Origin of the sequence: Pseudomonas sp. GD04158 (assembly GCF_029834875.1) — a bacterium.
Lineage (GTDB): Bacteria > Pseudomonadota > Gammaproteobacteria > Pseudomonadales > Pseudomonadaceae > Aquipseudomonas > Aquipseudomonas hydrolytica.
Genome location: NZ_JAODYT010000026.1, coordinates 1 through 21802, shown reverse-complemented (window position 1 = coordinate 21802; position 21802 = coordinate 1). Strand labels below are relative to the sequence as shown.

Sequence of the window (21802 nt, the reverse complement as noted above, 5' to 3'; positions counted from 1 at the left end):
CGCGGCGCACCCTACGACTACGCCGATCCGTAGGGTGCGCCATGCGCACCAGCGCTACCACTGCAACTGCAATTGGCTCTCGAACTCGCGCAACTGGCCGCTGAGCGGATCGACGAAACGCAGGCCGCGTGCCAGCAGTTTGAGCGGCTTGGCGTAATCGTCCGGCTGGTTGCGACTCTCGTGCAGCTCGGGATAGAAATCGTCGCCGACGATGGGCGCGCCGAGGCCGGCCAGATGCACGCGCAGCTGATGCTTCCTGCCGGTCACCGGCGAAAGCCCATAGCGCCACAGCTCGCCACGACGCTCCAGCACCTCGATGCGCGTCTCGCTGTTGGCCTCGCCCGCCACTTCCTGCATGCGAAAGAACGGCTCGCCTTCCACCATGCGCGAGCGATGCACATGGGGAAACTGCAGTTGCGGCAGCGCCGGGGCTATGGCCTCGTAGCGCTTTTCCACCGCACGCTGACGAAACAGCGCCTGGTACTGGCCGCGGCTACGCGGGTCGACGGAGAACAGCACCAGCCCGGCGGTGAGGCGGTCGATACGATGGATTGGCACCAGGTCGGGGTTGCCGGTGCGCTTGATCAGGCGCGCCAGCAGGGTCTGCTCGACGTACTCGCCGGCCGGCATCACCGGCAGGAAATGCGGCTTGTCCGCCACCAGCAGGTGCTCGTCCTGCCACAGCACGTGCGCTTCGAAGGGAATCGGCGTCTCGTTCGGCACCTCGCGGAAGTAGCGCACCTTGAGCCCGACCCGGTAGGGATGCTGCGGGCCGATGGGCGCGCCCTCGGCATCCAGCACGCGGCCACGCTCCATGCGTTGCAGCCAGGTGGAACGGTCGATGGCCGGGAAGTGTTCGCACAGGCAATCGAGCACGGTCGCCCACTCGCCCTGGGGCAGGTGCAGGGTGCTGGGGCGCATGGCGGGACTGGGCATGGCGGAAAACTCGGGGGCAGCGGCTGATCCGGCGCATTAGGCCGCAGCCCGTGCGTGCCGTCAAAGCCGGGGCACCCCACGACGGTACCGCGAACGGTGAAAGCCTACGCGGCATGCCCGCCCTGCGCCGGCAGCAAGGAGGGCGGCGCTCGGCGACTTCCACGCTAACGGCTTGAGCCGGCGCACACCTGTGGCTATGGTGGCGGCTCCCGTTCGGAGGCTTTCATGTCCATCACCCGTACTCTGCTCACCAGCTTCGCCCTGCTACCGCTTCTGACTGCCTGCCAGGTCTATACCGGCAAGCCCGAAGGCCCACCTCCCGCTACGCGCCTGCAGGGCCAGCTGCAGGCCCAGGGCGGCCAGTTGTTCTTTACCCCCTGCCAGGAGCAGCGGCGCTTCGTCGTGGTCGACGGCAACACCGGGGTGACCCGCGAAGCCGGCCAACTGCTGGCCGACGGTCAGGACAGCCTGTTCGCCGATCTGGCCGGCCAGCTGGGTGGCAGCCAGGGCAATGGCAGCGATGGCCGCTTCGAACTCAGCCAGCTGTACCGTATCCAGGGTGAAGGCCACGGCTGCGACGACCTCAATTTCAAGCGCCTGACCCTGCGCGCCGCAGGCAACGAGCCGTTCTGGCAGGTGGAAGTCGGCAACAAGGGCCTGGTCCTCAACCGGCCCGGTCAGGAGCCGCTGGCCCTGCCCTACCTGGAAGAGCAACTGCCGGAGGGCCGCCTGAGTTTCAGCAGCGAAGCCAACGGCCGCCGTCTCGATCTCTGGGTGGCACCGCAGCGCTGCGTCGACGGTATGAGCGGCGCCGTCAACCACCTCAGCGCCGAGCTGCGCCTGGACGGCCAGGTGCTGCGCGGCTGCGCCCATTTCGGTGGTGCGCGCAACTGACCGCCCGCGCTGGCGCCGGATGCTCTGGCGCCAGCCTCTTCCAGGCTGTCGCCAGCGACGTCAAAACCCTATCGCGGAAGTCTTTTGCCACAGTCCTGCGCGGCAGCCCCCTCTCCCTGCTCCTAAGCTCAAGGCAGCACAGTTGAAAGGAGAGAACCATGCTACGAGTAGCCCTCAACGGATACGGGCGCATCGGTCGCGCGCTGCTGCGCGCTCTGGTGCAGCGTGATCTGCAGCAGCGCATCCGCCTGATCGCCATCAACGATCTCGGCGACCACGCCACCCTCACCCACCTGACCCGCTTCGACTCCACCTTCGGTCGTTTCCCGGGCGAGGTGGGACTGCAGGGCGAACAACTGCATGTGGCCGGCCAGGCGGTCCACCTGCTCAGCGAGCGCGATGCCTTCAACCTGCCGTGGAACCGCCTCGGGGTCGATCTGGTGCTGGAATGTTCCGGCAAGTTCAAGAAGCGCGAGCAGGTCGAACAGCACCTGACGGCCGGCGCGCAGCGGGTATTGCTCTCGCACCCGCTGGAGAGCGCCGACCTGACCGTGGTCTATGGCGTCAACCATGATCTGCTGGCCAACCAGCAGATCGTCTCCAATGCCTCCTGCACCACCAACTGCCTGGCCCCGCTGGCCAAGGTGCTGCACGAGGCGGTGGGCATTCGCCAGGGCCTGGTCAATACCGTGCACGCCTACACCAACGACCAGAATCTGCTGGACAAGGCCCACAGCGATCTCTACCGCGCCCGCGCCGCCGCATTGTCGATGATCCCCACCAGCACCGGCGCGGCGAAGACCATCGGCCTGGTGCTGCCGGAATTGGCCGGGCGCCTCGACGGCCTGTCGGTGCGGGTGCCGACGCCCAATGTGTCGCTGCTCGACCTGACCTTCACCGCCGAACGCCCGACCAGCCGCGAGGCGATAAACGCGGCATTGCAGGCCGGCGCCCGCCGCATGACCCCGGGCGTGATGGAATGCAACGAGCTGCCGTTGGTCTCCAGCGACTTCAACGCCTATCCGGTGTCCTGCGTGGTCGATCTCAACCACACCCGGGTGCAGGACGATCTGGTCAAGGTGCTGGCCTGGTATGACAACGAATGGGCCTTCGCCAACCGCATGCTCGACGTGCTGCTGGCCTGGCCGCTGCCGCAGGCGGCCTGAGCGACGACCTGCAGGCGGCGATCCTGTACAATCGCCGCCCTTCTTCACCTTGCCGGATCACCACCGGCCCTGCGGGATATTCGCCATGATTCGCCTGACCGAACTGAAACTGCCCCTCGACCATGCCGAAGGGGCTCTGCGCCCGGCCATCGTCCAGCGCCTGGGTATCGACGATGCCGACCTGCTGGCCTTCAGCGTGTTCAAGCGCAGCTACGATGCGCGCAAGAAGTTCGGCGACATGCCGTTCATCTACACCATCGATTGCGAAGTGAAGGACGAAGCCGCCCTGCTCGCCCGCCTGAGCGACGACAAGCACGTCGGCCCGGCGCCGGATATCACCTACAAGCCGGTGGGCAAGGCCGAGGCGCCGCTGGATGAACGCCCCATCGTGGTCGGTTTCGGCCCCTGCGGCATCTTCGCCGCGCTGATCCTGGCCCAGGCCGGCCTGCGTCCCATCGTGCTGGAGCGCGGCAAGGAGGTGCGCCAGCGCACCAAGGACACCTGGGGGCTGTGGCGCAAGAACGTGCTCGACCCGACCTCCAACGTGCAGTTCGGCGAAGGCGGCGCCGGCACCTTCTCCGACGGCAAGCTGTACAGCCAGATCAAGGACCCCAACCACTATGGGCGCAAGGTGCTGGAAGAGTTCGTCAAGGCCGGCGCGCCGGACGAGATTCTCTACGTCAGCAAGCCGCATATCGGCACCTTCCGCCTGACCGGTGTGGTCGCCACCATGCGCGAGGAAATCAAGGCCCTTGGTGGCGAAGTACGCTTCCAGCAGCGCGTCAGCGACCTGCTGATGGAAGACGGCCAGCTTACCGGCGTGGTGCTGGAAAGCGGCGAGCAGCTCATCAGCCGCCACGTGATCCTCGCCCTCGGCCACAGCTCGCGCGACACCTTCCGCATGCTCCATGCCCGCGGCGTGTACCTGGAGGCCAAGCCCTTCTCGGTGGGCTTCCGCATCGAGCACCCGCAGTCGCTGATCGACCGCGCACGCCTCGGCAAGTACGCCGGCCATCCGAAACTCGGCGCCGCCGACTACAAGCTGGTGCACCACGCCAGCAACGGCCGTTCGGTGTACAGCTTCTGCATGTGCCCGGGCGGCACCGTGGTGGCCGCCACCTCCGAACCGGAGCGTGTGGTGACCAACGGCATGAGCCAGTATTCGCGCAACGAGCGCAACGCCAACGCCGGCATCGTCGTCGGCATCACCCCCGAGCAGGACTACCCGGGCGGCCCGCTGGCCGGCGTGGAGCTGCAGGAGCGCCTGGAATCGCACGCCTACGTACTCGGCGGACGCAACTACGAGGCGCCCGGGCAACTGGTGGGCGATTTCATCGCAGGCAAACCGTCCACCGCTCTGGGCGAGGTGCAGCCCTCCTACAAGCCGGGGGTGAAACTGGGCGATCTGGCGCCGTCGCTGCCGGACTTCGCCATCGAAGCCATCCGCGAAGCGCTGCCGGCCTTCGGCAAGCAGATCAAGGGTTTCGACCTGGCCGATGCGGTGCTCACCGGCATCGAGACGCGCACCTCCTCGCCGGTACGCATCACCCGCGGCGACGACCTGCAGAGCCTGAACCTCAAGGGCCTCTACCCGGCCGGCGAAGGCGCGGGCTATGCCGGCGGCATCCTCTCGGCCGGGGTCGACGGCATTCGCGTGGCCGAGGCGGTGGCCAAGGATATGCTCGGGTTGTCCCGGTAGCTGGCCTGTGCAGGTAGCGCAACCCTCTCCCCGTACCGCGCCCCCCTGTAGGGTGGGTTAGCGGCGCCAAGCCTGCGAACGTGCGGCCACCGCCATCCTAGTGCGCCGCGTAACCCACCAGGCGATGGCCCTGCGTTGCGCCAATGGTGGGTTACGGCGCAACTCAGCTTGCGGCCTCATCAGCCTTTCCGACAGGCGCCTAACCCACCCTACAGTGATGCGCCAGCTCACGGCTCTCGTGATACTCGCAGCCGAGATAAGGCTATTCGGCCGTTTTTCGAAGTGAAACACGGTGCTAAGCAGAACAGCGATGCCTGGGCCACCGAAGCATCACAGATCCTCGTGACGCAGACAGCACAGCGTCGAACGCCCCGAGCCGTTGGGCCGCCGCGCCGGATCGGCGTAGGTCAGCAGCTCGGTGAAACCGGCCTTGCGCATCATTCCGGCCGAGGCGGCATTCTCCTCGTGGCGATCGATATAGATGTCGTGCACGCCCAGGCGCCAGAGGTCCTGCACCGCCTCGCCCAGCAGGCGGGCGCCGAGTCCGCGGCCGACGCAGTCGCGATGCACCACCGCCTCGCAGATATAGCCATGTACGTCGCCGGCACACGCCAGCGGTTGATGGGTGGCGAAATCCTTGGTCAGGCGATAGCTGACGAACCCCTGCAAGCGCCCCTGCTCCTCGGCCAGCACCGCCAGCGTCGCACCCTCGGCGATGGCTGCAAGATGGCTGCGCACCTCCGCCTCCGGCAGATGATTCCAGGGGTTGGGCCCATGCTCGAGGAGCAGCGCACAGAGCGCCTCGATATCCCCGCTGGCGGCCTGGCGCATGAGCAACTGACTCATCTTTGCGACTCGCCTTTCAATCCAGCACACCGGCCGGCAGTGGTGCGCGGCTGCGCCATTGGCTGAGCAATACCCCGACGAACACCAGCCCCGCCGCCAACATCTGCTCAGCGCTCAAGCGCTCGCCCAGCAGCACGGCGGCGAACATCAGTGTGAACAGCGGGATCAGGTTGGTGAAGGCCGTGGCCTGGCTGGCCGGCAGACGACTGACGCCGAAATTGAACAGTCCATAGGCGCCCACCGTCACCACCACGCCGAGGTAGGCCACTGCCGCCAGCCCCTGGGGGCTGAAGCTGCTCGGCCAGTCGGCCTGCCACGCCGCCAGCGGCACGAAGAACAGCGAGCCGACCAACGCCTGCAGCGCGGTCAGAATGAAGGGCGAATAGCGCCCGGTCAGGTGCTTGAGCAGCAGCGTATAGGCGGTGGCGCAGAGAATCGCCAGCAGCTCGAAGAAGTTGCCCAGCAAGGGATTGGGCGCATGCTCGTCGGCGCTGCCGGCCAGGCTCAGCCAGAGCGCGCCGCCGAGTGCCAGGGCAAAGCCGGCCAGGGTGGTGCGAGTGAGACGCTCACGGAGGAACAGATAGGCGCCAAGGGCCACCAGCAGCGGCAGCAGCGCAGTGATCATGCCGGCCTGCGAGGCGCTGGTGTGTTGCAGCGCCAGGGCCTCGAAGATGAAGTACAGACAGGGTTCGCAGGCGGTCAGCGCCAGCAGGTATTTCCAGTCACCCCGGCGGTAGTCGACACGCCCGCGCCAGCGCCAGGCGGCGAGAAACACCAGCGCGCCGAGCAGCATGCGCCCGGCGATCACCCACAATGCCGGCAATTCGGCGAACGCCAGCTTGAGCGCGATGAAGGAGCTGCCCCACAGCGCCATCGCCAGTACCAGCGCGGCCATCGCCAGCGCACTGCCCCTACCCTGCATCGCACTCTCCCTGTCGAAAGCTGCAGTGTAGGGGCTGCGATTGCTCAGCGACAGTGACAGTCAGGCGCGAGAAGCGCCTGGCAGTGGGCGACCGTCAGTGATCGTCGTCCCAGGGCTGGCCCCGCGTGCGCTCGGTCAGCTCGACCTTCTGCTGCATGGCCGCCTTGGACAGGATATGCGCGCTGACCGGCGCGGTGAGGAACAGGAACAGCGTGATCAGCACCTCGTGCAGGCTGAGGCTGCCGGTGTGATGAGCGAAGAAGAGCATCGAGGCGATCAGCGTGCCGCCGACGCCCAGGGTCGTGGCCTTGGTCGGCCCGTGCAGGCGGGTGAAGAAATCCGGCAGGCGATACAGACCGATGGCACCGACCAGGGCGAACAGGCTGCCGAGGATCAGGCAGGCGCAAATCAACAGTTCCAGCCAGAACGGCATGGGCATTCTCCCTTAATCGATGATGTCGCCGTGCAGCAGGTGCTTGCCCACTGCGACCGTGCCGACGAAGCCCATCACCGCGATCAGCAGCGCGGCCTCGAAGAACAGATCCGATGCCAGCCAGATGCCGAACAGCACGATCAGCGCCAGCGCGTTGATGTACAGGGTATCCAGCGCCAGCACGCGATCCACCACGTTGGGCCCCTCGACCATGCGCGCGACGTTGAGCAGCATGGCCAGCGTGAGGATGCCCATGCACAGAAAGACTACGTTCTCGAGCATTCGAATATCTCCAGCAAGGGCGCTTCGTAACGGCTCTTCACCGTCGCGACCAGCTCGTCGCGATCCGGCACATCGAGCCCGTGCAGCAGCAGCGTCCTGTGATCGGAACTGATGTTCGCCGACACCGTCCCCGGGGTCAGCGAGATGATGCAGGCCAGTGCGGACAACACGAACTCGTTGTCGATCTCCACCGGCACCTCGACGAACGCCGGCTGCAGACGGGATTTCGGCCCCAGCACCAGGCGCACCACCTGCAGGTTGGCCACCACGATGTCGTAGAACACCTTGCCGATGAACAGCACCAGCCCCAGCGGTTTGCGGACCCGCGGCACGTGCAGCAGGAAGTCGCTGCACAGGTTGACGATGGCCCAACCAAGGAACAGCCCGAGCAGCACATGGCCGAGGTTCAGGGTGTTGACCAGCAGCAGCCAGAGCACCGCCAGCACCAGCATCATCCGGGGATGGGGGAAGAAACGCTTCATGCCGCACCTCCGGCGATGATCGACAGGTAGGGCTGCAGATCGAGCAACTGCACCGCTGCCGCTTCCAGATAGGCCAGGATCGGTGCGGCGCCGATCAGCAGCAGCGGGCTGGCCAGCAGCAACCCCAGGGCCGCCAACAGACTGATGCGATCGGCCGGCGCAGCCGTCGACGGCGACGTTTGCTGGCCAAGCCAGAACAGCGTGGTACCGGCGCGACTGAGGGCGATCAGGGTCAGCAAGCCGCCAATCAGTACCACGGGCCACAGGCTCCAGGCCTGCCAGCCCGGCTCGGCCGCGCGCAGCAGCAGCATCTTGCCGATGAAGCCGGAAAACGGCGGCAGACCGGCGACGGAAATCGCACCGAAGAAGAACAGGCAACCCAGCAACAGCGGCTGCCGCAGCACGCGCTCCTGCTGCAGATCGCCACCGGCCGAATCACGCTGGGCGACCACCAGGCCGGCGAGCAGGAACAGCGCGGCACTGATCAATGTGCTGTGCACCAGGTAATAGAGCGCGGCGCTCAGCGCCGCGGCGGTGCCGATGGCAAAGCCGGCCATCAGCATGCCCACCGACACCACCACCAGATAGGCCAGCAGCACCTGCAACTGGCGTGCGCCCAGGGCGCCGATCACGCCCAGGGCGATGGTCGGCAGGGCCAGCCACCAGAGCAGTTCGTGCCCCAGATTGGCCAGCGGCCCGGCCTGCTCGCCGAAGATCAGGGTGAACACCCGCACGATGGCGTAGAAGCCGACCTTGGTCATGATGGCGAACAGCGCAGCCACCGAGGCCGGCGCCGCGGCATAGGCGCGCGGCAGCCAGAAGTACAGCGGCAGCACCGCCCCCTTGAGGCCGAAGACGATCAGCAGCAGATAGGCGGCGGCCTTGAGCAGCGGCGCATCGGCGACATCGGCGCTGGCCACGCGGGCGGCCAGGTCGGGCATGTTCAGCGTGCCGGTCAGGCCATACAGCAGGCTGACGCCGATCAGGAAGAACGACGACCCCAGCAGGTTGAGCACCACGTAGTGCACCCCGGCCTTGACCTGACTGGCGCGATTGCCGTGCAACAGCAGCGCGTAGGACGAGATCAGCAGGATCTCGAAGAACACGAAGAGGTTGAACAGATCGGCGGTGAGGAACGCACCGTTGATGCCCAGCAACTGGAACTGGAACAGGGCATGGAAGTTCGGCCCCTGCTCATCCTCGCCGCGGCAGGCGTACAGCAGGGCGAAGGTGGCGAGCAGCGCGGTCAGCAGCAGCATCACCGCATTGAAACGGTCCAGCAGCAGCATGATGCCGAACGGCGCAGCCCAGTTGCCCAGGGCATAGACCTGCAACTGCCCTGCCCCGGCCAGCAGCAGCAGATGGATGCACACCGGCAGCAGTGCCAGGCAGCCCAGCAGGGAAATACCCCGCTTGATCTCACGCGACCAGCCGTGACCGACCAACAGCAGCGCGCCGAAGAACATCGGCAGCAGAACGGGCAGGATGATGGCGTGACTCATGCGCGCGGCTCCTCGCCATCGACGTGATCGGTTTTCAACTCACCCAGGCCGCGCAGGGCCAATACCACGACGAAAGCGGTCATGGCGAAGCCGATGACGATGGCGGTCAGCACCAGCGCCTGCGGCAGCGGGTCGCCGTATTCGGCGCTCTTGCCGATCACCGCCGGCACGCCGGTGCCCAGCCGCCCCGTGGCGAAGATGAACAGGTTGACCGCATAGGAAATCAGGGTCAGGCCCATCACCACCGGGAAGATGCGCGCCCGCAGCAGCAGGTAGACGCCGCTGGCCGCCAGTACCCCAAGGGTGATCGCGAACATAGCCTCCATATCAGATGACCTCCTTGCACGACTCGTCCTGACTGACATGGCCGATGTTGGAAAGGATCAGCAGGGTGGCGCCGACGACGGCCAGATACACCCCGAGATCGAAGAGAATGGCGGTGGCCAGTTCGATTTCGCCGATCAGCAGAATATGGAAATGGCCGAACGCCGAGGTCAGGAACGGCGAGCCGAAGGCCCAGCTGCCCAGACCGGTGAGACCGGCGATCAGCACGCCCCAGCCGGCGGTGGCGTGATAGCTGAACTTCAGGCGCTCCTGGGTCCAGGTCACGCCATGCGAGATGTACTGCAGAATCAACGCCACCGAGGTGATCAGACCGGCGATGAAGCCGCCGCCCGGCAGGTTGTGGCCACGCAGGAAGATGAACACCGAAATCAGCAGCGCCATCGGCAGCATGGCGCGGGCCAGGTTGTCGAGAATCATCGGGTGGGCATCGCTGGACCAGGGGCGACCGTTCTTGTCGTGGGTCGGGTGCGGCAGGCGCAGGCTGTGCAGCAAGGCATAGATACCGATGGCGGCAATCGCCAGCACGGTGATCTCGCCCAGGGTATCGAAGCCGCGGAAGTCCACCAGGATCACGTTGACCACGTTGGTTCCCCCGCCTCCGGAAACGCTGTTCTCGAGGAAGAACGAGGAGATGCTCTGATACGGCCGGGTCAGCACGGCGTAGGTCAGCATCGCCACCATGGTGCCGCTGCCCAGCGCCAGGACCAGGTCGCGCAGCCCGCGCAGGCTGCTTGATTCGGCCGGCGTGCGGTCGCTCATGAAGTACAGGATGAGCATCAGCAGGATGATGGTCACCACCTCCACCGACAGCTGGGTCAGCGCCAGATCCGGGGCGGAGAAGCGGGCGAAGGCCAGCGCCACCATCAGACCGGCACCGCTGAGAATGATCAGCGCCACCAGTCGGCGACGGTGGAAGATCACCGTCAGCACCGCGGTCACCATCAGGATCAGCATGCCGATCACGGTCAGGGGATCGAGCGGAGTCATCGCCACGCTACCGCTGAGGCTGTCGAGCGGCGACAGCGCCACCACCACCAGAGTCAGGGCACTGCCGATCATCCAGGCCAGGTAACGCTGCAGCGACCCGCACTCCAGAAACGTGGTGATGCGCACCGACATGCGGGTCAGGTAGCGCACCACCTGATCGAACACGTCCTTGGCATCCAGGTTTGGCAGCCCCTCGTACCAACGGAACAGCGGCTTGCGGCAGGCGTAGACGAGGATGCCGCCGAACAGCGCGATGAAGCTCATCAGCAGCGGCAGATTGAAGCCGTGCCAGATCGCCAGGCTGTACTCCGGCAGGTCGCCACCCAGGGTGGAAGTAGCCGCCGCGGCCAGCAGCGGCGCCACGGTGTAGGCCGGCACCACGCCGACCAGCAGGCAGAGAAACACCAATACTTCCACCGGCACCTTCATGTAGCGCGGCGGCTCGTGCGGTGGGTACTTGGGCAGATCGAGCGGCTCGCCGTTGAAGAACACGTCGTGGATGAAACGCAGCGAATAGGCCACCGAGAACACGCCGGCCAGGGTCGCGGCAGCCGGAATCACCCAGTTGAAGCCGCCCAGCAGGTGCTGGTGCAGGGTTTCGGTGAAGAACATCTCCTTGCTCAGGAAGCCGTTGAGCAGCGGCACCCCGGCCATGGCCGAAGCGGCCACCATGGCCAGCACGGCGGTGTGCGGCATGTACTTCCACAAGCCGTTGATGCGGCGCATGTCGCGGCTGCCGGTTTCGTGGTCGATGATGCCCGCCGCCATGAACAGCGACGCCTTGAAGGTCGCGTGGTTGATGATGTGGAACACCGCGGCGACCGCAGCCAGGCGGGTGTCCAGACCGAACAGCAGGGTAATCAGGCCCAGGTGGCTGATGGTCGAGTAGGCCAGCAGCCCCTTGAGGTCATGCTGGAACAGCGCCATGCCCGCGCCCACCAGCAGCGTGGCCAGGCCGGTCAGGCTGACCATGTAGAACCACCACTCGGAACCGGCCAGTGCCGGGTACAGACGCGCCAGCAGGAACACGCCGGCCTTGACCATGGTCGCCGAGTGCAGATAGGCCGAAACCGGCGTCGGTGCAGCCATGGCGTGCGGCAGCCAGAAATGGAACGGGAACTGCGCCGACTTGGTGAACACGCCCAGCAGCACCAGGGCCAGAGCCAGCGGATACAGCTCGTGGGCGCGAATCGCGTAGCCGGCGGCCAGCACCTGGGACAGTTCGAAACTGCCGGCGATATGGCCGAGCAGCAGGATCCCGGCAAGCAGCGCCAGCCCTCCGCCACCGGTGATCGCCAGGGCCATGCGCGCGCCCTTGCGGGCATCGGAACGCGACCCCCAGAAACCGATGAGCAGGAACGACGACAGGCTGGTCAGCTCCCAGAACATCAGCATCAACAGCAGGTTTTCCGACAGCACCACGCCGAGCATGGCGCCCATGAACAGCAGCAGGAAGGCGAAGAAACGACCCATCGGCTCGGTCTTGGCCAGGTAGTAGCGGGCGTAGAGGATCACCAGCAGGCCGATGCCGAGGATCAGCAGGGCGAACAGAAAGCCCAGGCCATCGAGGCGCAGGCTGAGATTCAGGCCCAGGTGGGGTAGCCACTCCAGCTTGACCCGCAGCACCTCGCCGGCAAACACCGCCGGCTGATAGTTGAACAGCAGGACCAGCGCCACCACGGGCGCCACGGCAGCGGCCACGGCGCAGGCGGAGCGCCCCAGCCGGTCGGCCAGTACCGGCAGAAACAATCCAAGAAATGGCAAGGCGACAATCAGCGCAAGCGCCATCGGCAAAACCCCTTATGCTGGCACGCCGGAAACGCGGTCCCGACGACGAGAATTGGAGTCGCAACTCCCTGACGGTAATCCCCAATGCACCACAACGAAGCAGCTAAGTCGTTGTCGGCACAAGAATAACCGCCGATTATCCATAACTATCAATGCAACGTCATGTATTGAAGTATTACTAAACACACTTGGTTACACCACGCGGCCCCAGGCGTGCCCAACGGGCATCGAGAGTAGCAGCCGCAGGCTGCGGCAACAGGCATGTACCAAGCTTTTTTACCAATGGCGCCGAGCATCCCTTCCGGCACAGGCCGAGGTTTTACTGGCAGGCATAAAAAAGCCGGAGCAGCCCTGCAGCTACTCCGGCTCTGGGCCGCGCTCAGTGGGTGACGCGGCTGGTGCCGTTGACGGTCATGATGCGCACGCGCTCACCGACGCGGAACACCTGGTTGGGCTCGACCTCCTGCACGTAGGCGCGCAGCGTGCCATCGTCCTCGCGCACGGTGATCTCCACACCCTGGGTGCGGGTCAGGCCTTCCTCGGCTGCGGCACCGAGCAGGCCGCCGGCCACCGCGCCGACCACCGCCATCACCGCGCTGCCGCGGCCACCGCCGATGCCACTGCCGCCGATGCCACCGACAACCGCACCGGCACCTGCGCCGATGGGGGTCTTGGTACCCTCGATCTTCACCGGTCGCAGCGACTCGATGGTGCCCATGCGTACCGTCTGCACGGCCCGCGCCTCGCTGCGGCTATAGGTGTCTCCGGTCAGGCTGGACTGACAGCCGCCGAGGGCCAGTAGCGCGGCCAGCGAGGTAATGAGCAGAGTGGGTTTACGCATAGCAATTCCTCCAGAGATGTCTCGATCCATTAGACGCCGCGTCCGCGCGACTGTCACGAGCCTGCACCAACAATAGTAGATTCAGACAGAGACAGTTCAGTTAGGTTCTGCCCGCAGCCCGCGCTCAACGAGCGCCGGCCTGGGCCAGGTGCCACAGTCTGGCGATATCCACCGCGCGGGCCTCGAGTTCGCCGGCCGCAGCGGCCATGGCCTGCTCCAGCGAAAGCGGGCCCGGCGCCAGGCTGAAGGCTGCCTCGATACCTGCATCGTAGAGCGCCTGATAGTCCTCACCCAGGCTGCCGGCCAGGGCGATCACCGGCACGCCGGCATCCTGCGCGACGCGCGCGACACCGACCGGCGTCTTGCCGTGCAGGGTCTGCGCATCCATCCGTCCCTCGCCGGTGATCACCAGATCGGCGCCCTGCACCGCCTCTGCCAGGCCGGACAGCTCGGCCACCAGTTCGATACCCGGGCGAAAGGTGGCCTTGAGGAAGGCGCGTGCGGCAAACCCCAACCCTCCGGCCGCGCCGACACCGGGGAACTCGGCATGATCCTCGCCCAGCGTCGCGGCGGCGATGCGTGCGAAACGGCCGAGGGCCGTATCCAGCTCGGCAACCTGCTCGGGTGTGGCGCCCTTCTGCGGCCCGAACACCGCAGAGGCTCCGCGCGCACCGCACAGCGGGTTGTCGACGTCTGCCGCGACCTCGATCTGCACCTGCAGCAGCCGCGCATCCAGGCCGCTCAGATCCAGCTGATCGAGCGCCGCCAGTGCCGCTCCACCTGCCGCCAGTTCGCGACCCTGGTCATCGAGAAAGCGCATGCCCAGGGCCTGCAGCAAGCCGGCTCCGGCATCGTTGGTGGCGCTGCCGCCGAGGCCGAGGATGATGCGCGAGGCGCCAGCCTGCAGCGCCTCGGCGATCAGCTCGCCAGTACCGAAACTGCTGGCTACAAGGGCATCGCGCTGCTCGCGCGGCACCCAGTGCAGACCGCTGGCGGCGGCCATCTCTATCACCGCGGTGCCCTCCCCCAGCCAGCCCCAGTGGGCGCGCACAGGCTCGCCCATGGGACCGCGCACCCAGCACTCGCGGCGCTCGCCACCGACCGCGGCGAGCAGCGCATCCACCGTGCCTTCACCGCCGTCGGCCATGGGTCGCAGCAGGCATTCGGCCGCGGGGAACACCCGCTGCCAGCCGCGCGCGATGGCTGCAGCCGCCTCGGGCGCACTGAGGCTCTCCTTGAAGGAGTCGGGAGCGATGACGATTTTCATGATGAAACACCTCGAAAGGAGCGGACAACCCGAGGTCGCCCGCCGATAAAGCGGATTACAGCAGAACCAGGCTGAGCAGCCAGACGGCCAGCATGCCGGCCACGCCCTGAACCAGGGTGGCCATGGTCTGGGCGCGATAGGCGGTGGCCACTTTCATGCGGCTGAACTGGGTCACCACCCAGAAGAAGCTGTCGTTGGCGTGGGATACGGTCATGGCACCGGCACCGATGGCCATCACCGTCAGTACGCGGCCCATCTCGCTGTCCAGACCCAGGTTGCCCAGCAGCGGCGCCACCATGGCCGAGGTAGTGACCAGGGCCACGGTGGACGAACCTTGCGCGCTCTTCAGGGCGGCGGCCACCAGGAAGGGCATGAACAGGCCGATGCCCAGAGCCGAGAGGGTGTCGCCCAGATAGCCGGTCAGCGCGGTGGCCTTGAGAATCGCGCCGAAAGCGCCACCGGCACCGGTGATCAGCAGAATCGGCGCGGCTTCCTTGAGGCCGTGCGCCACGTGATCGTGCAGTTGCTGCCGCTTGCCCTCGCCCTTGAGCAGCGAGCAGGCCAGCACCAGGCCGACCAGCAAGGCGGCGACCGGCTGGCCGAGGAAGCTCAGCAGCTCGAACAGCACGCCCTCGCCGAGCGGCTTGCTGGGAAAGGCCGCGACCGAGCCGAGGCAGATCAGCACGATGGGCACGAAGATCGGCGAGAACGCCTTCCAGGCACTGGGCAGTTTGCCGTAGCGGGCACGCAGCGCAGCGAAATCGACATTGTCGGCGAGCAGCTCGCTGGGCGCTTCTTCCAGCAGCTCGTGGTCGTCCTGCTTGAGGAAACGATTGGCCCACAGCATGCCCGCCACCGCGGTGACCGCAGCCACCAGCAGGCCGACCAGAATCACCAGGCCCAGCGAGGTTTCCAGGCCCAGGTTACCGGCGGCGGCGATCGGTCCCGGCGTCGGCGGCACGAAGGTGTGGGTGGCGTACAGGCCGGTAGCCAGGGCCACGCTCATGGCCACCACGGAAACCTTCATGCGCGCGGCCAGGGCATTTTTCAGCGAGTTGAGAATGACGTAGCCGGAGTCGCAGAACACCGGAATCGACACCAGATAGCCGATGATCGACAGGGTCAGGGTGGGAAAGCGCTGGCCCAGCAGACGGATCACCGTCTCGGCCATGGTGATGGCCGCACCGCTGCGCTCGAGCATCACCCCGATGATGGTACCGAGCACGATGACGATGCCGATGTAACCGAGGATGCCGCCAAACCCGGCGGTGATGGTCTTGATGATTTCGCCACTGGGCAGCTGGTAGGCGAAACCGGCGATCAGCGCCGCGGCCAGCAGGGCGAGAAAGGGATGCAGCTTCAATCGGGTGGTGGACAGCACGATGAACGCGATCAGTGCCAGCAGAATCAGGACCAGGCCCATGACCAGTCTCCTCATTGTTGTTATGGCGGGCGTCAGGCCCGGATGGGAATGCCGACAGGCGCCTCAATTGTCGCCCAGCCCACCCTCGCCCCGCCCTGTGCGCAGGCACCACCAACGCGCATTCATATGCAGCTTCGGCTGTGCACATGCACAACCTTTGACCACAAGATCGATCCACTGACTGCGCTCGCGGATCAATCGGCCTCGCCCGACTCCAGCAGGCCCAACCCGAGCGACAGTTGCAGGCGCTGATCCAGGCGATCGAGGTCCAGTCCGCTGAGCTCGCCGATACGCTCCAGACGATAACGCAGGGTGTTGCGGTGGATGCCCAGCGCCTGCGCGCACAGCTGCACCTGGCCGTCATGCGCGCACCAGGCCTCCAGCGTGGCGCGCAGGGTGCCGTGCGGGTCCTGCGCCAACACCCGGCGCAGCGGCGCCAGCCAGCCCTGCAGCAACCAGCTGTGGCGCTGAGCATGGAGCAAGGTCGGCAGACGCAGCTCTTCCAAGGGCAACAGGCGACGCTCCGGAAAACGCGCCAGGCCATAGGCCTGCAGGTCGCGCAGCACCAGGCTGGCCTGACGCAGCTCGGCCAGGTCGTGCAGCGGGTCGCTGAGCGCCAGCGAGCGTATGCCCCACTCACGCTCATCGGCCTGCGCCAACCAGGCATGGTCATCGCGACCGGCGCTGTACGGCCTGCACCACAAGAGCTCGTGGCGCCCGAGCGGCGCCAGCAGATGCTCGCTCTTGCTACCCAGCGCGGCGAGCAGACGTGCCTGGCGCGGCAGCGGATCGCCCTCCTCCACCAGACGCAGCAGGCATATCTGCCGCGGCCAGGTGAGCTGCAGCCCCAGGCGTTCGGCCTCGACTTCCAGGCTGCTGAGCCGCTGCTGCGGATCCAGCAGCTGGCGCAGCCAGGCCTCCTGCTGATGCCGCTGCCAGTGCCGCTCGGCCTGCAGCACGCGGTGCTCGACCAGCATTTCGGCAGCCATGCGTACCAGCTCGGCGTAAGGCCTGACGATGTCCGGATCGCCGGTGATCCCCAGCACGCCGATCAGTTGCTCGGCATGCAGCAGCGGCAGATTGACCCCGGGCTTCACGCCACGCAGGCAGGCTGCGGCCTGGGCGTCGATCTCCACCACGCGGCGGTTGGCCAGCACCAGTTGCGCCCCCTCGTGACGGGTATGCAGACGGCTGGGATCACCGCTGCCGATGATCATTCCCTGGGCGTCCATGACGTTGATGTTGTGCGGCAGGATGGCCATGGCACGATCGACGATGTGCTGGGCCAGGGTGGAGTCGAGTTCGAGCATGCAGGCGGCCTCGCGGGTGAGGCCGCCATTGTAGGCTGATCGCTGGCGCGCTACGCCAGCGAAGGCAGGCGTTTCAGGGCGCCAGGCGCTGACGGATCCAGGCCTCGCCCTGCAGGCGGTAATCGAGGCGGTCATGCAAGCGGCTCGGCCGCCCCTGCCAGAACTCGATGCGCTCGGGCAGCAGGCGATAGCCACCCCAGTGGGGTGGGCAGTGCGGGGCCTGATTGAGAAAGCGCTTCTCGGTTTCCGCCAGCAGATTCTCGAGCTCGGCGCGATCCCGGATCACCCGGCTCTGCGGCGAGGCCCAGGCGCCGATGCGGCTGCCCAGCGGGCGCACCTGGAAGTAGCCATCGGACTCGGCCGGCGTGACACGCTCGACCCGCCCTTCGATACGCACCTGACGCTCCAGGCTCGGCCAGAAGAAGGTCATCGCGGCATAGGGGCGCGCCGCCAGCTGGCGACCCTTGGCGCTTTCATAGTTGCTGAAGAAGGTGAAGCCACGCTCGTCGAGTCCCTTGAGCAGCAACACCCGACAGTGCGGGCGCCCGTCCTCGTCGACCGTGGCCAGGGTCATGGCATTGGGCTCGACCGGCAACTGCTCGGTCTTCACCGCATCATCGAACCACTGCCGAAACAGGGTAAAGGGATCCAGCGGGGCCTGGGCTTCGCTCAGGCCGTCGCGGGTGTAGTCGCGGCGCATGTCGGCCAACGTCTGGGTCATGGCAGTTCCTCACAGAGGGGAAATGCCGCCAAGCTTACTCCGACTTGCTCAATTTTCCTTGATCTGCGGCAGCTACCTTGGGACCGTCGATGGCATCGGCCTTGGCCGGCTGGCTGTATTTGGCGATCAGGCCCTGCATGGTGTCGCGCGAGGTCAGCAGAATCTCGACGCGGCGGTTGAGTGCGCGGCCGGCAGCGCTGTCGTTGGCGGCGCGCGGCATGTCCGAACCGAGGCCCATGACCTGCAGGCGGTTCTGCTTGAGGCCGCTGAGGCGGAAGATGGAGGTGACGGCGCGGGCGCGCTGGTCGCTCAGTTCACGGTTGCGGGTGGCATCGCCACTGCTGTCGGCATGGCCGAGCACCACGACGGCCATGTCTTCGTCGCTTTCCAGCAGCTTGGCGACGCGAGTGATGGGGCCGAGGCTGACCGGCAGCAGCATGTGCGGGCGGTCCGGGTTGAACGAGCCCTGCACCGGTGCGGTGACCACCAGCAGGTTCTCGCGGCGCTCGAATTCGAAGTGACTGCCCTTGACCGCTTCACGCAGCTTCGGCTCGTACTCGTCGAGCCAGGCGCGGGTCACCTGGGGCGGCGGCATCACGGCCGCCTTGGCGACTTCCTTCTTTTCCGAGCCGGCGCAGCCCGCAATCAGCAGGCAGCAGGTGAAAGCGAAAATGGTGTTGGCACGCATGAAGCCCCCGAGGTCACACAAGTCTAATGGTCGGATCGTTATGGATGGTATCGATCAGCTGGCGCAAGTTTAGCCGCTTCAATCAGATACAGTCCGCAATCTCTTGCGCAAGTTTCTGCGCTCGGGGGTCCATCAAGACGAACGGTCCTAGATTGTTGGTCACGAAGCCGAACGCCAGGTCCCGATCAGGGTCGGCGAACCCGCTGGAGCCCCCCGCTCCCGGATGACCGAACGCCCGGGGCCCCATGCCGTAGGTGGCATTGGCCACATCGGCCTGATCGAGCATGCAGCCCAGGCCGAAGCGGGTGCGCGTCAGCAGGGTCTTGTCTTCACCGAGACTGTGCTGGCGGGTCATCTCGCCGAGCAGCTCGCTCTCCAGCAGGCTGCCGTCGAGCAGCCCGGCGTAGAACCCCGCCAGGCTGCGCGCATTGCCATGGCCGTTGGCGGCCGGCTGCTGCATGCGCCGCCACTCGGGCTTGTTTGTGCTGGTCATGATCGACGGCGGATTGGTGAACGAGCGGGTGCTCATGGCCGCAGGTTCGCTCATCATCACCCGCAGCAGGCGCTGCGCCGCGGCGTCGCCGAGGTTGCCCTTGCCGCGCGCGATATGGGCGACGCGGTCGAATTCGCTGTCGGCCAGGCCGACATGAAAATCCAGCCCCAATGGCCGGGCGATGCGCGCGGCGATGCTCTCGCCGGGGCCACGCCCTTCCACCCGACGGATCAGCTCGCCGACCAGCCAGCCGTAGGTGATGGGCGCATAACCATGCCCCTCGCCGAGCGGCCACCAGGGCTCTTCGGCGGCCAGCGCGCTGGTCATGGTCTGCCAGTCGTACAGCGCTTCGGCCGGCAGCATCTGGTGCAGCGCCGGCAGCCCGGCCTGATGGCAGAGCAGATGACGCACGCTGATGCGCTCCTTACCGGCAGCGGCGAACTCGGGCCAGTAGCGGGCCACCGGAGCGTCCAGGTCCAGCTTGCCTTCGCCCACCAGCTGCAGGACCACCACGGCGGCGAACGGCTTGGTGCAGGAGAACAGATTGGCGATGGTGTCGCTGTGCCAGGCCTGCCGGCCATCCTTGTCCATCACCCCGGCCCACAGATCGATCACCGTCTCTCCGCCGACCTTGACGCAGAGGGCCGCACCGCGCTCCTGCGGGTCCTCGAACAGGGCGGCGAACGCCTCTTTCACCGCCTCGAAGCGCAAGTCGAAATAGCCCTGAATCTGCACACTGTTCTCCTGTTCGGGTGGCGCGCCAAGCGTGGCGGCAACGAAGGCCGCCTATCATGCAATGTTCTGAAACTTCATAAAATAGCGATCTTCGATTGGTTTTTCCTATGCTGGAAAAAAGCGCGGCCTGATATGACCGGCCCGCCATGCGCCCTTTACCAGGCAGGCTGGAGCCAACCTGAAGTGCGTTCGCGGTCTATCGGCAGCCTTGGCCCCGACGCTTGGCACAGGAGAAATGCGTGCTCTACCTACTGTCCCTGATCGCCCTGGCTGCTGTCTCGGCGCCGGCGCTGACGCGCCTGCTGGGCGCCCGCACCGGCTGGCTGCTGATGCTGGCACCACTGGTGGCGTTCATCTGGTTCGTCCAGCAGATTCCGCTGGTGGCCGGTGGCGAGACCGTGCTGCAGAGCCTGAGCTGGATTCCGCTGGGCATCAACCTGAGCCTGCGCCTGGATGGGCTTTCCCTGTTGTTCGCCCTGCTGATCAGCGGCATCGGCAGCCTGATCGTGCTGTATGCCGGCAGTTACCTGTCCAGCCATGTCCATCTAGGGCGCTTTCATGCCTACCTGCTGGTGTTCATGCTGGCCATGCTCGGCCTGGTGCTGGCCGACGACTTGGTGGCGATGTTCGTGTTCTGGGAGCTGACCAGCATCGCCTCGTTCCTGCTGATCAGCTTTCAGCACGACAAAGCCGTATCGCGCCGCGCTGCGCTGCAGGCCTTGCTGATCACCGGCGGTGGCGGCCTGGCACTGCTGGCCGGGCTGATCCTGCTCGGCGGCGCCACCGGCAACTGGCAGTTCTCCAGCCTCAGCGCCGAGCAGATCGAAGGCCACGCGCTGCTGCCGGCCATCATGCTGCTGGTGCTGCTGGGCTGCTTCACCAAGTCGGCGCAGGTGCCCTTCCACCTGTGGCTGCCCAATGCCATGAACGCACCGACCCCGGTGTCGGCCTATCTGCACTCGGCAACCATGGTCAAGGCCGGCATCTACCTGCTCGCCCGACTCAATCCTGTGCTCGGCGGTTCCATCGGCTGGGGCACCCTGCTGATCACCTTCGGCGCCGCCACCGCGGTACTGGGCGCCTTCCTCGCCTTCCGCCAGACCGACCTCAAGCGCCTGCTGGCCTACACCACGGTGACCGTGCTGGGCCAGCTGACCATGCTGATCGGCACCAACACCAGCTATGGCCTGCAGGCCTTCGTCCTCTATCTGGTGGCGCATTCCCTTTATAAAGGTGCGCTGTTCATGGCCGTCGGCGCCATCGACCACGCCACCGGCACCCGCGAGCTGGCGCGCCTGGGCGGTTTGATCCGTTTCATGCCGCTGACCGGCGCCGCCGTGGCCCTGGCGGCGTTCTCCAACGCCGGCCTGCCGCCGTTCTTCGGCTTCATCGCCAAGGAGTTCAAGTACAGCGGCCTGATCGAGATGGGTCATATCGGCTGGGCGGTGACCCTGGTGATGATCCTCACCAATGCCCTGCTGTTCGCCGCCGCCGGCCTGGTATTCCTGCAAACCTTCCTCGGCAGGCGTGGCGACTACCCGCGCACGCCGCACGAGGTTGGCCTGCCGATGTGGCTGGGCCCCATGCTGCTGGCCATCGGCGGCTTCTTCCTCGGCGCCTGGAACGCCTGGCCGGAGACCTGGCTGGTCAATACGGCCGTGCAGGCGGTGGCGCGCGGCCCGGTGGACGTCAATCTGTACCTCTGGGGCGGCATTACCCCGGCGCTGGTGGCGAGCCTGGTGACGGTCTCGCTGGGGGTGTTTTTCTACCTGCTGCGCGATCGCGTCAGGCAGGTGCTGGATCGCGCCAACGCTGCCTGGAACGTCAGTGGCGACCTGCTCTGGGATCGCCTGCTCAAGCGCGTGTTCTTTTTCGCCGGGCTGCTGGCGGCACGCTTTCAGCACGGTTCGCTGCGCCAGCATCTGGTGCTGCTGGCCCTGGCGGTCGGCGGGCTGCTGGCCGTCGGCCTGCTGCCGGCGCTGCCGCAACTGCTGCAGGGCAGCTACAGCCCCATCTCCCTGCTGGGCGCGGCCGGTTGCCTG

Annotated in this window: 20 protein-coding genes; 4 read left to right on the top strand and 16 right to left on the bottom strand. The window is 66.4% G+C overall.

The features are described 5' to 3' along the window. Positions 1-54: 54 nt before the first annotated feature. Complete coding sequence (locus tag N7333_RS12080) at positions 55-936, bottom strand: RluA family pseudouridine synthase (RefSeq protein ID WP_279858872.1); 882 nt, start codon at positions 934-936, stop codon at positions 55-57. A gap of 225 nt (positions 937-1161) precedes the next feature. Between N7333_RS12080 and N7333_RS12075 the strand changes: the two genes are divergently transcribed. From N7333_RS12075 to N7333_RS12065, 3 genes are all read left to right on the top strand, one after another. Beyond that, positions 1162-1830, top strand: coding sequence for a hypothetical protein (locus tag N7333_RS12075; protein ID WP_096826024.1), 669 nt, complete (start codon positions 1162-1164; stop codon positions 1828-1830). A 158-nt stretch (positions 1831-1988) separates the two neighbouring features. Next, on the top strand, positions 1989-2996 hold the full coding sequence (gene gap / locus N7333_RS12070) for a type I glyceraldehyde-3-phosphate dehydrogenase (protein ID WP_279858871.1): 1008 nt from the start codon (positions 1989-1991) through the stop codon (positions 2994-2996). A gap of 85 nt (positions 2997-3081) precedes the next feature. Continuing rightward, on the top strand, positions 3082-4695 hold the full coding sequence (locus N7333_RS12065; protein WP_279858870.1) for an NAD(P)/FAD-dependent oxidoreductase: 1614 nt from the start codon (positions 3082-3084) through the stop codon (positions 4693-4695). A gap of 330 nt (positions 4696-5025) precedes the next feature. Here the strand turns inward: N7333_RS12065 and N7333_RS12060 are convergent, their stop codons facing one another. From N7333_RS12060 to N7333_RS11990, 15 genes are all read right to left on the bottom strand, one after another. After that, positions 5026-5541: a GNAT family N-acetyltransferase gene (locus tag N7333_RS12060; protein ID WP_129481540.1), complete on the bottom strand. Its 516-nt coding sequence runs from the start codon at positions 5539-5541 to the stop codon at positions 5026-5028. A gap of 16 nt (positions 5542-5557) precedes the next feature. Next, positions 5558-6463, bottom strand: coding sequence for a DMT family transporter (locus N7333_RS12055; RefSeq protein WP_129481541.1), 906 nt, complete (start codon positions 6461-6463; stop codon positions 5558-5560). A 94-nt stretch (positions 6464-6557) separates the two neighbouring features. Continuing rightward, complete coding sequence (locus N7333_RS12050) at positions 6558-6896, bottom strand: Na+/H+ antiporter subunit G (protein WP_003245508.1); 339 nt, start codon at positions 6894-6896, stop codon at positions 6558-6560. Between the two features lie 12 nt (positions 6897-6908). Next, the gene (locus N7333_RS12045) at positions 6909-7178 is read right to left on the bottom strand and encodes a K+/H+ antiporter subunit F (protein WP_003245509.1); all 270 of its coding nucleotides are present in this window, start codon (positions 7176-7178) and stop codon (positions 6909-6911) included. Beyond that, positions 7163-7660 (bottom strand): Na+/H+ antiporter subunit E, encoded by a 498-nt coding sequence (locus tag N7333_RS12040; protein ID WP_003245511.1) that lies wholly within the window; start codon positions 7658-7660, stop codon positions 7163-7165. Before N7333_RS12040 ends, N7333_RS12045 begins: the two co-directional genes overlap by 16 nt. Then, positions 7657-9162, bottom strand: a complete 1506-nt coding sequence (locus N7333_RS12035) for a monovalent cation/H+ antiporter subunit D (protein WP_129481542.1) — start codon at positions 9160-9162, stop codon at positions 7657-7659. Before N7333_RS12035 ends, N7333_RS12040 begins: the two co-directional genes overlap by 4 nt. After that, positions 9159-9488, bottom strand: a complete 330-nt coding sequence (locus N7333_RS12030) for a Na+/H+ antiporter subunit C (RefSeq protein WP_003245515.1) — start codon at positions 9486-9488, stop codon at positions 9159-9161. Before N7333_RS12030 ends, N7333_RS12035 begins: the two co-directional genes overlap by 4 nt. Position 9489: 1 nt before the next feature. Next, positions 9490-12282, bottom strand: a complete 2793-nt coding sequence (locus N7333_RS12025; RefSeq protein ID WP_129481543.1) for a monovalent cation/H+ antiporter subunit A — start codon at positions 12280-12282, stop codon at positions 9490-9492. A 379-nt stretch (positions 12283-12661) separates the two neighbouring features. Continuing rightward, positions 12662-13123 carry a hypothetical protein gene (locus N7333_RS12020; RefSeq protein ID WP_003245518.1) on the bottom strand — a complete coding sequence of 154 codons (462 nt, stop codon included), beginning with the start codon at positions 13121-13123 and terminating at the stop codon, positions 12662-12664. Positions 13124-13247: 124 nt separating this feature from the next. Continuing rightward, positions 13248-14390: a glycerate kinase gene (locus tag N7333_RS12015; protein ID WP_129481544.1), complete on the bottom strand. Its 1143-nt coding sequence runs from the start codon at positions 14388-14390 to the stop codon at positions 13248-13250. A 55-nt stretch (positions 14391-14445) separates the two neighbouring features. Beyond that, positions 14446-15813 carry a GntP family permease gene (locus N7333_RS12010; protein WP_129481545.1) on the bottom strand — a complete coding sequence of 456 codons (1368 nt, stop codon included), beginning with the start codon at positions 15811-15813 and terminating at the stop codon, positions 14446-14448. A 194-nt stretch (positions 15814-16007) separates the two neighbouring features. Beyond that, positions 16008-17123 carry a sugar diacid recognition domain-containing protein gene (locus tag N7333_RS12005; protein WP_012018015.1) on the bottom strand — a complete coding sequence of 372 codons (1116 nt, stop codon included), beginning with the start codon at positions 17121-17123 and terminating at the stop codon, positions 16008-16010. Between the two features lie 73 nt (positions 17124-17196). After that, positions 17197-17844, bottom strand: a complete 648-nt coding sequence (gene pdxH / locus N7333_RS12000; RefSeq protein ID WP_012018014.1) for a pyridoxamine 5'-phosphate oxidase — start codon at positions 17842-17844, stop codon at positions 17197-17199. A 34-nt stretch (positions 17845-17878) separates the two neighbouring features. Continuing rightward, positions 17879-18532, bottom strand: coding sequence for an OmpA family protein (locus N7333_RS11995; protein WP_003245530.1), 654 nt, complete (start codon positions 18530-18532; stop codon positions 17879-17881). 82 nt (positions 18533-18614) lie between these two features. Continuing rightward, complete coding sequence (locus N7333_RS11990) at positions 18615-19760, bottom strand: EstA family serine hydrolase (RefSeq protein ID WP_003245532.1); 1146 nt, start codon at positions 19758-19760, stop codon at positions 18615-18617. A gap of 239 nt (positions 19761-19999) precedes the next feature. On the opposite strand from N7333_RS11990, the gene N7333_RS11985 reads away from it, so the two are divergent. Beyond that, the coding region (locus N7333_RS11985) for a proton-conducting transporter membrane subunit (protein WP_279858869.1) at positions 20000-21802 on the top strand (1803 nt) is incomplete at its 3' end.

Excerpts from the sequence above, each read along its gene's own strand:
- N7333_RS12080 (WP_279858872.1), bottom strand. The coding sequence starts at position 936 with ATGCCCAGTCCCGCCATGCGCCCCAGCACCCTGCACCTGCCCCAGGGC.
- N7333_RS12075 (WP_096826024.1), top strand. The coding sequence starts at position 1,162 with ATGTCCATCACCCGTACTCTGCTCACCAGCTTCGCCCTGCTACCGCTT.
- gap (WP_279858871.1), top strand. The coding sequence starts at position 1,989 with ATGCTACGAGTAGCCCTCAACGGATACGGGCGCATCGGTCGCGCGCTG.
- N7333_RS12065 (WP_279858870.1), top strand. The coding sequence starts at position 3,082 with ATGATTCGCCTGACCGAACTGAAACTGCCCCTCGACCATGCCGAAGGG.
- N7333_RS12060 (WP_129481540.1), bottom strand. The coding sequence starts at position 5,541 with ATGAGTCAGTTGCTCATGCGCCAGGCCGCCAGCGGGGATATCGAGGCG.
- N7333_RS12055 (WP_129481541.1), bottom strand. The coding sequence starts at position 6,463 with ATGCAGGGTAGGGGCAGTGCGCTGGCGATGGCCGCGCTGGTACTGGCG.
- N7333_RS12050 (WP_003245508.1), bottom strand. The coding sequence starts at position 6,896 with ATGCCGTTCTGGCTGGAACTGTTGATTTGCGCCTGCCTGATCCTCGGC.
- N7333_RS12045 (WP_003245509.1), bottom strand. The coding sequence starts at position 7,178 with ATGCTCGAGAACGTAGTCTTTCTGTGCATGGGCATCCTCACGCTGGCC.
- N7333_RS12040 (WP_003245511.1), bottom strand. The coding sequence starts at position 7,660 with ATGAAGCGTTTCTTCCCCCATCCCCGGATGATGCTGGTGCTGGCGGTG.
- N7333_RS12035 (WP_129481542.1), bottom strand. The coding sequence starts at position 9,162 with ATGAGTCACGCCATCATCCTGCCCGTTCTGCTGCCGATGTTCTTCGGC.
- N7333_RS12030 (WP_003245515.1), bottom strand. The coding sequence starts at position 9,488 with ATGGAGGCTATGTTCGCGATCACCCTTGGGGTACTGGCGGCCAGCGGC.
- N7333_RS12025 (WP_129481543.1), bottom strand. The coding sequence starts at position 12,282 with ATGGCGCTTGCGCTGATTGTCGCCTTGCCATTTCTTGGATTGTTTCTG.
- N7333_RS12020 (WP_003245518.1), bottom strand. The coding sequence starts at position 13,123 with ATGCGTAAACCCACTCTGCTCATTACCTCGCTGGCCGCGCTACTGGCC.
- N7333_RS12015 (WP_129481544.1), bottom strand. The coding sequence starts at position 14,390 with ATGAAAATCGTCATCGCTCCCGACTCCTTCAAGGAGAGCCTCAGTGCG.
- N7333_RS12010 (WP_129481545.1), bottom strand. The coding sequence starts at position 15,813 with ATGGGCCTGGTCCTGATTCTGCTGGCACTGATCGCGTTCATCGTGCTG.
- N7333_RS12005 (WP_012018015.1), bottom strand. The coding sequence starts at position 17,123 with ATGCTCGAACTCGACTCCACCCTGGCCCAGCACATCGTCGATCGTGCC.
- pdxH (WP_012018014.1), bottom strand. The coding sequence starts at position 17,844 with ATGACCCAGACGTTGGCCGACATGCGCCGCGACTACACCCGCGACGGC.
- N7333_RS11995 (WP_003245530.1), bottom strand. The coding sequence starts at position 18,532 with ATGCGTGCCAACACCATTTTCGCTTTCACCTGCTGCCTGCTGATTGCG.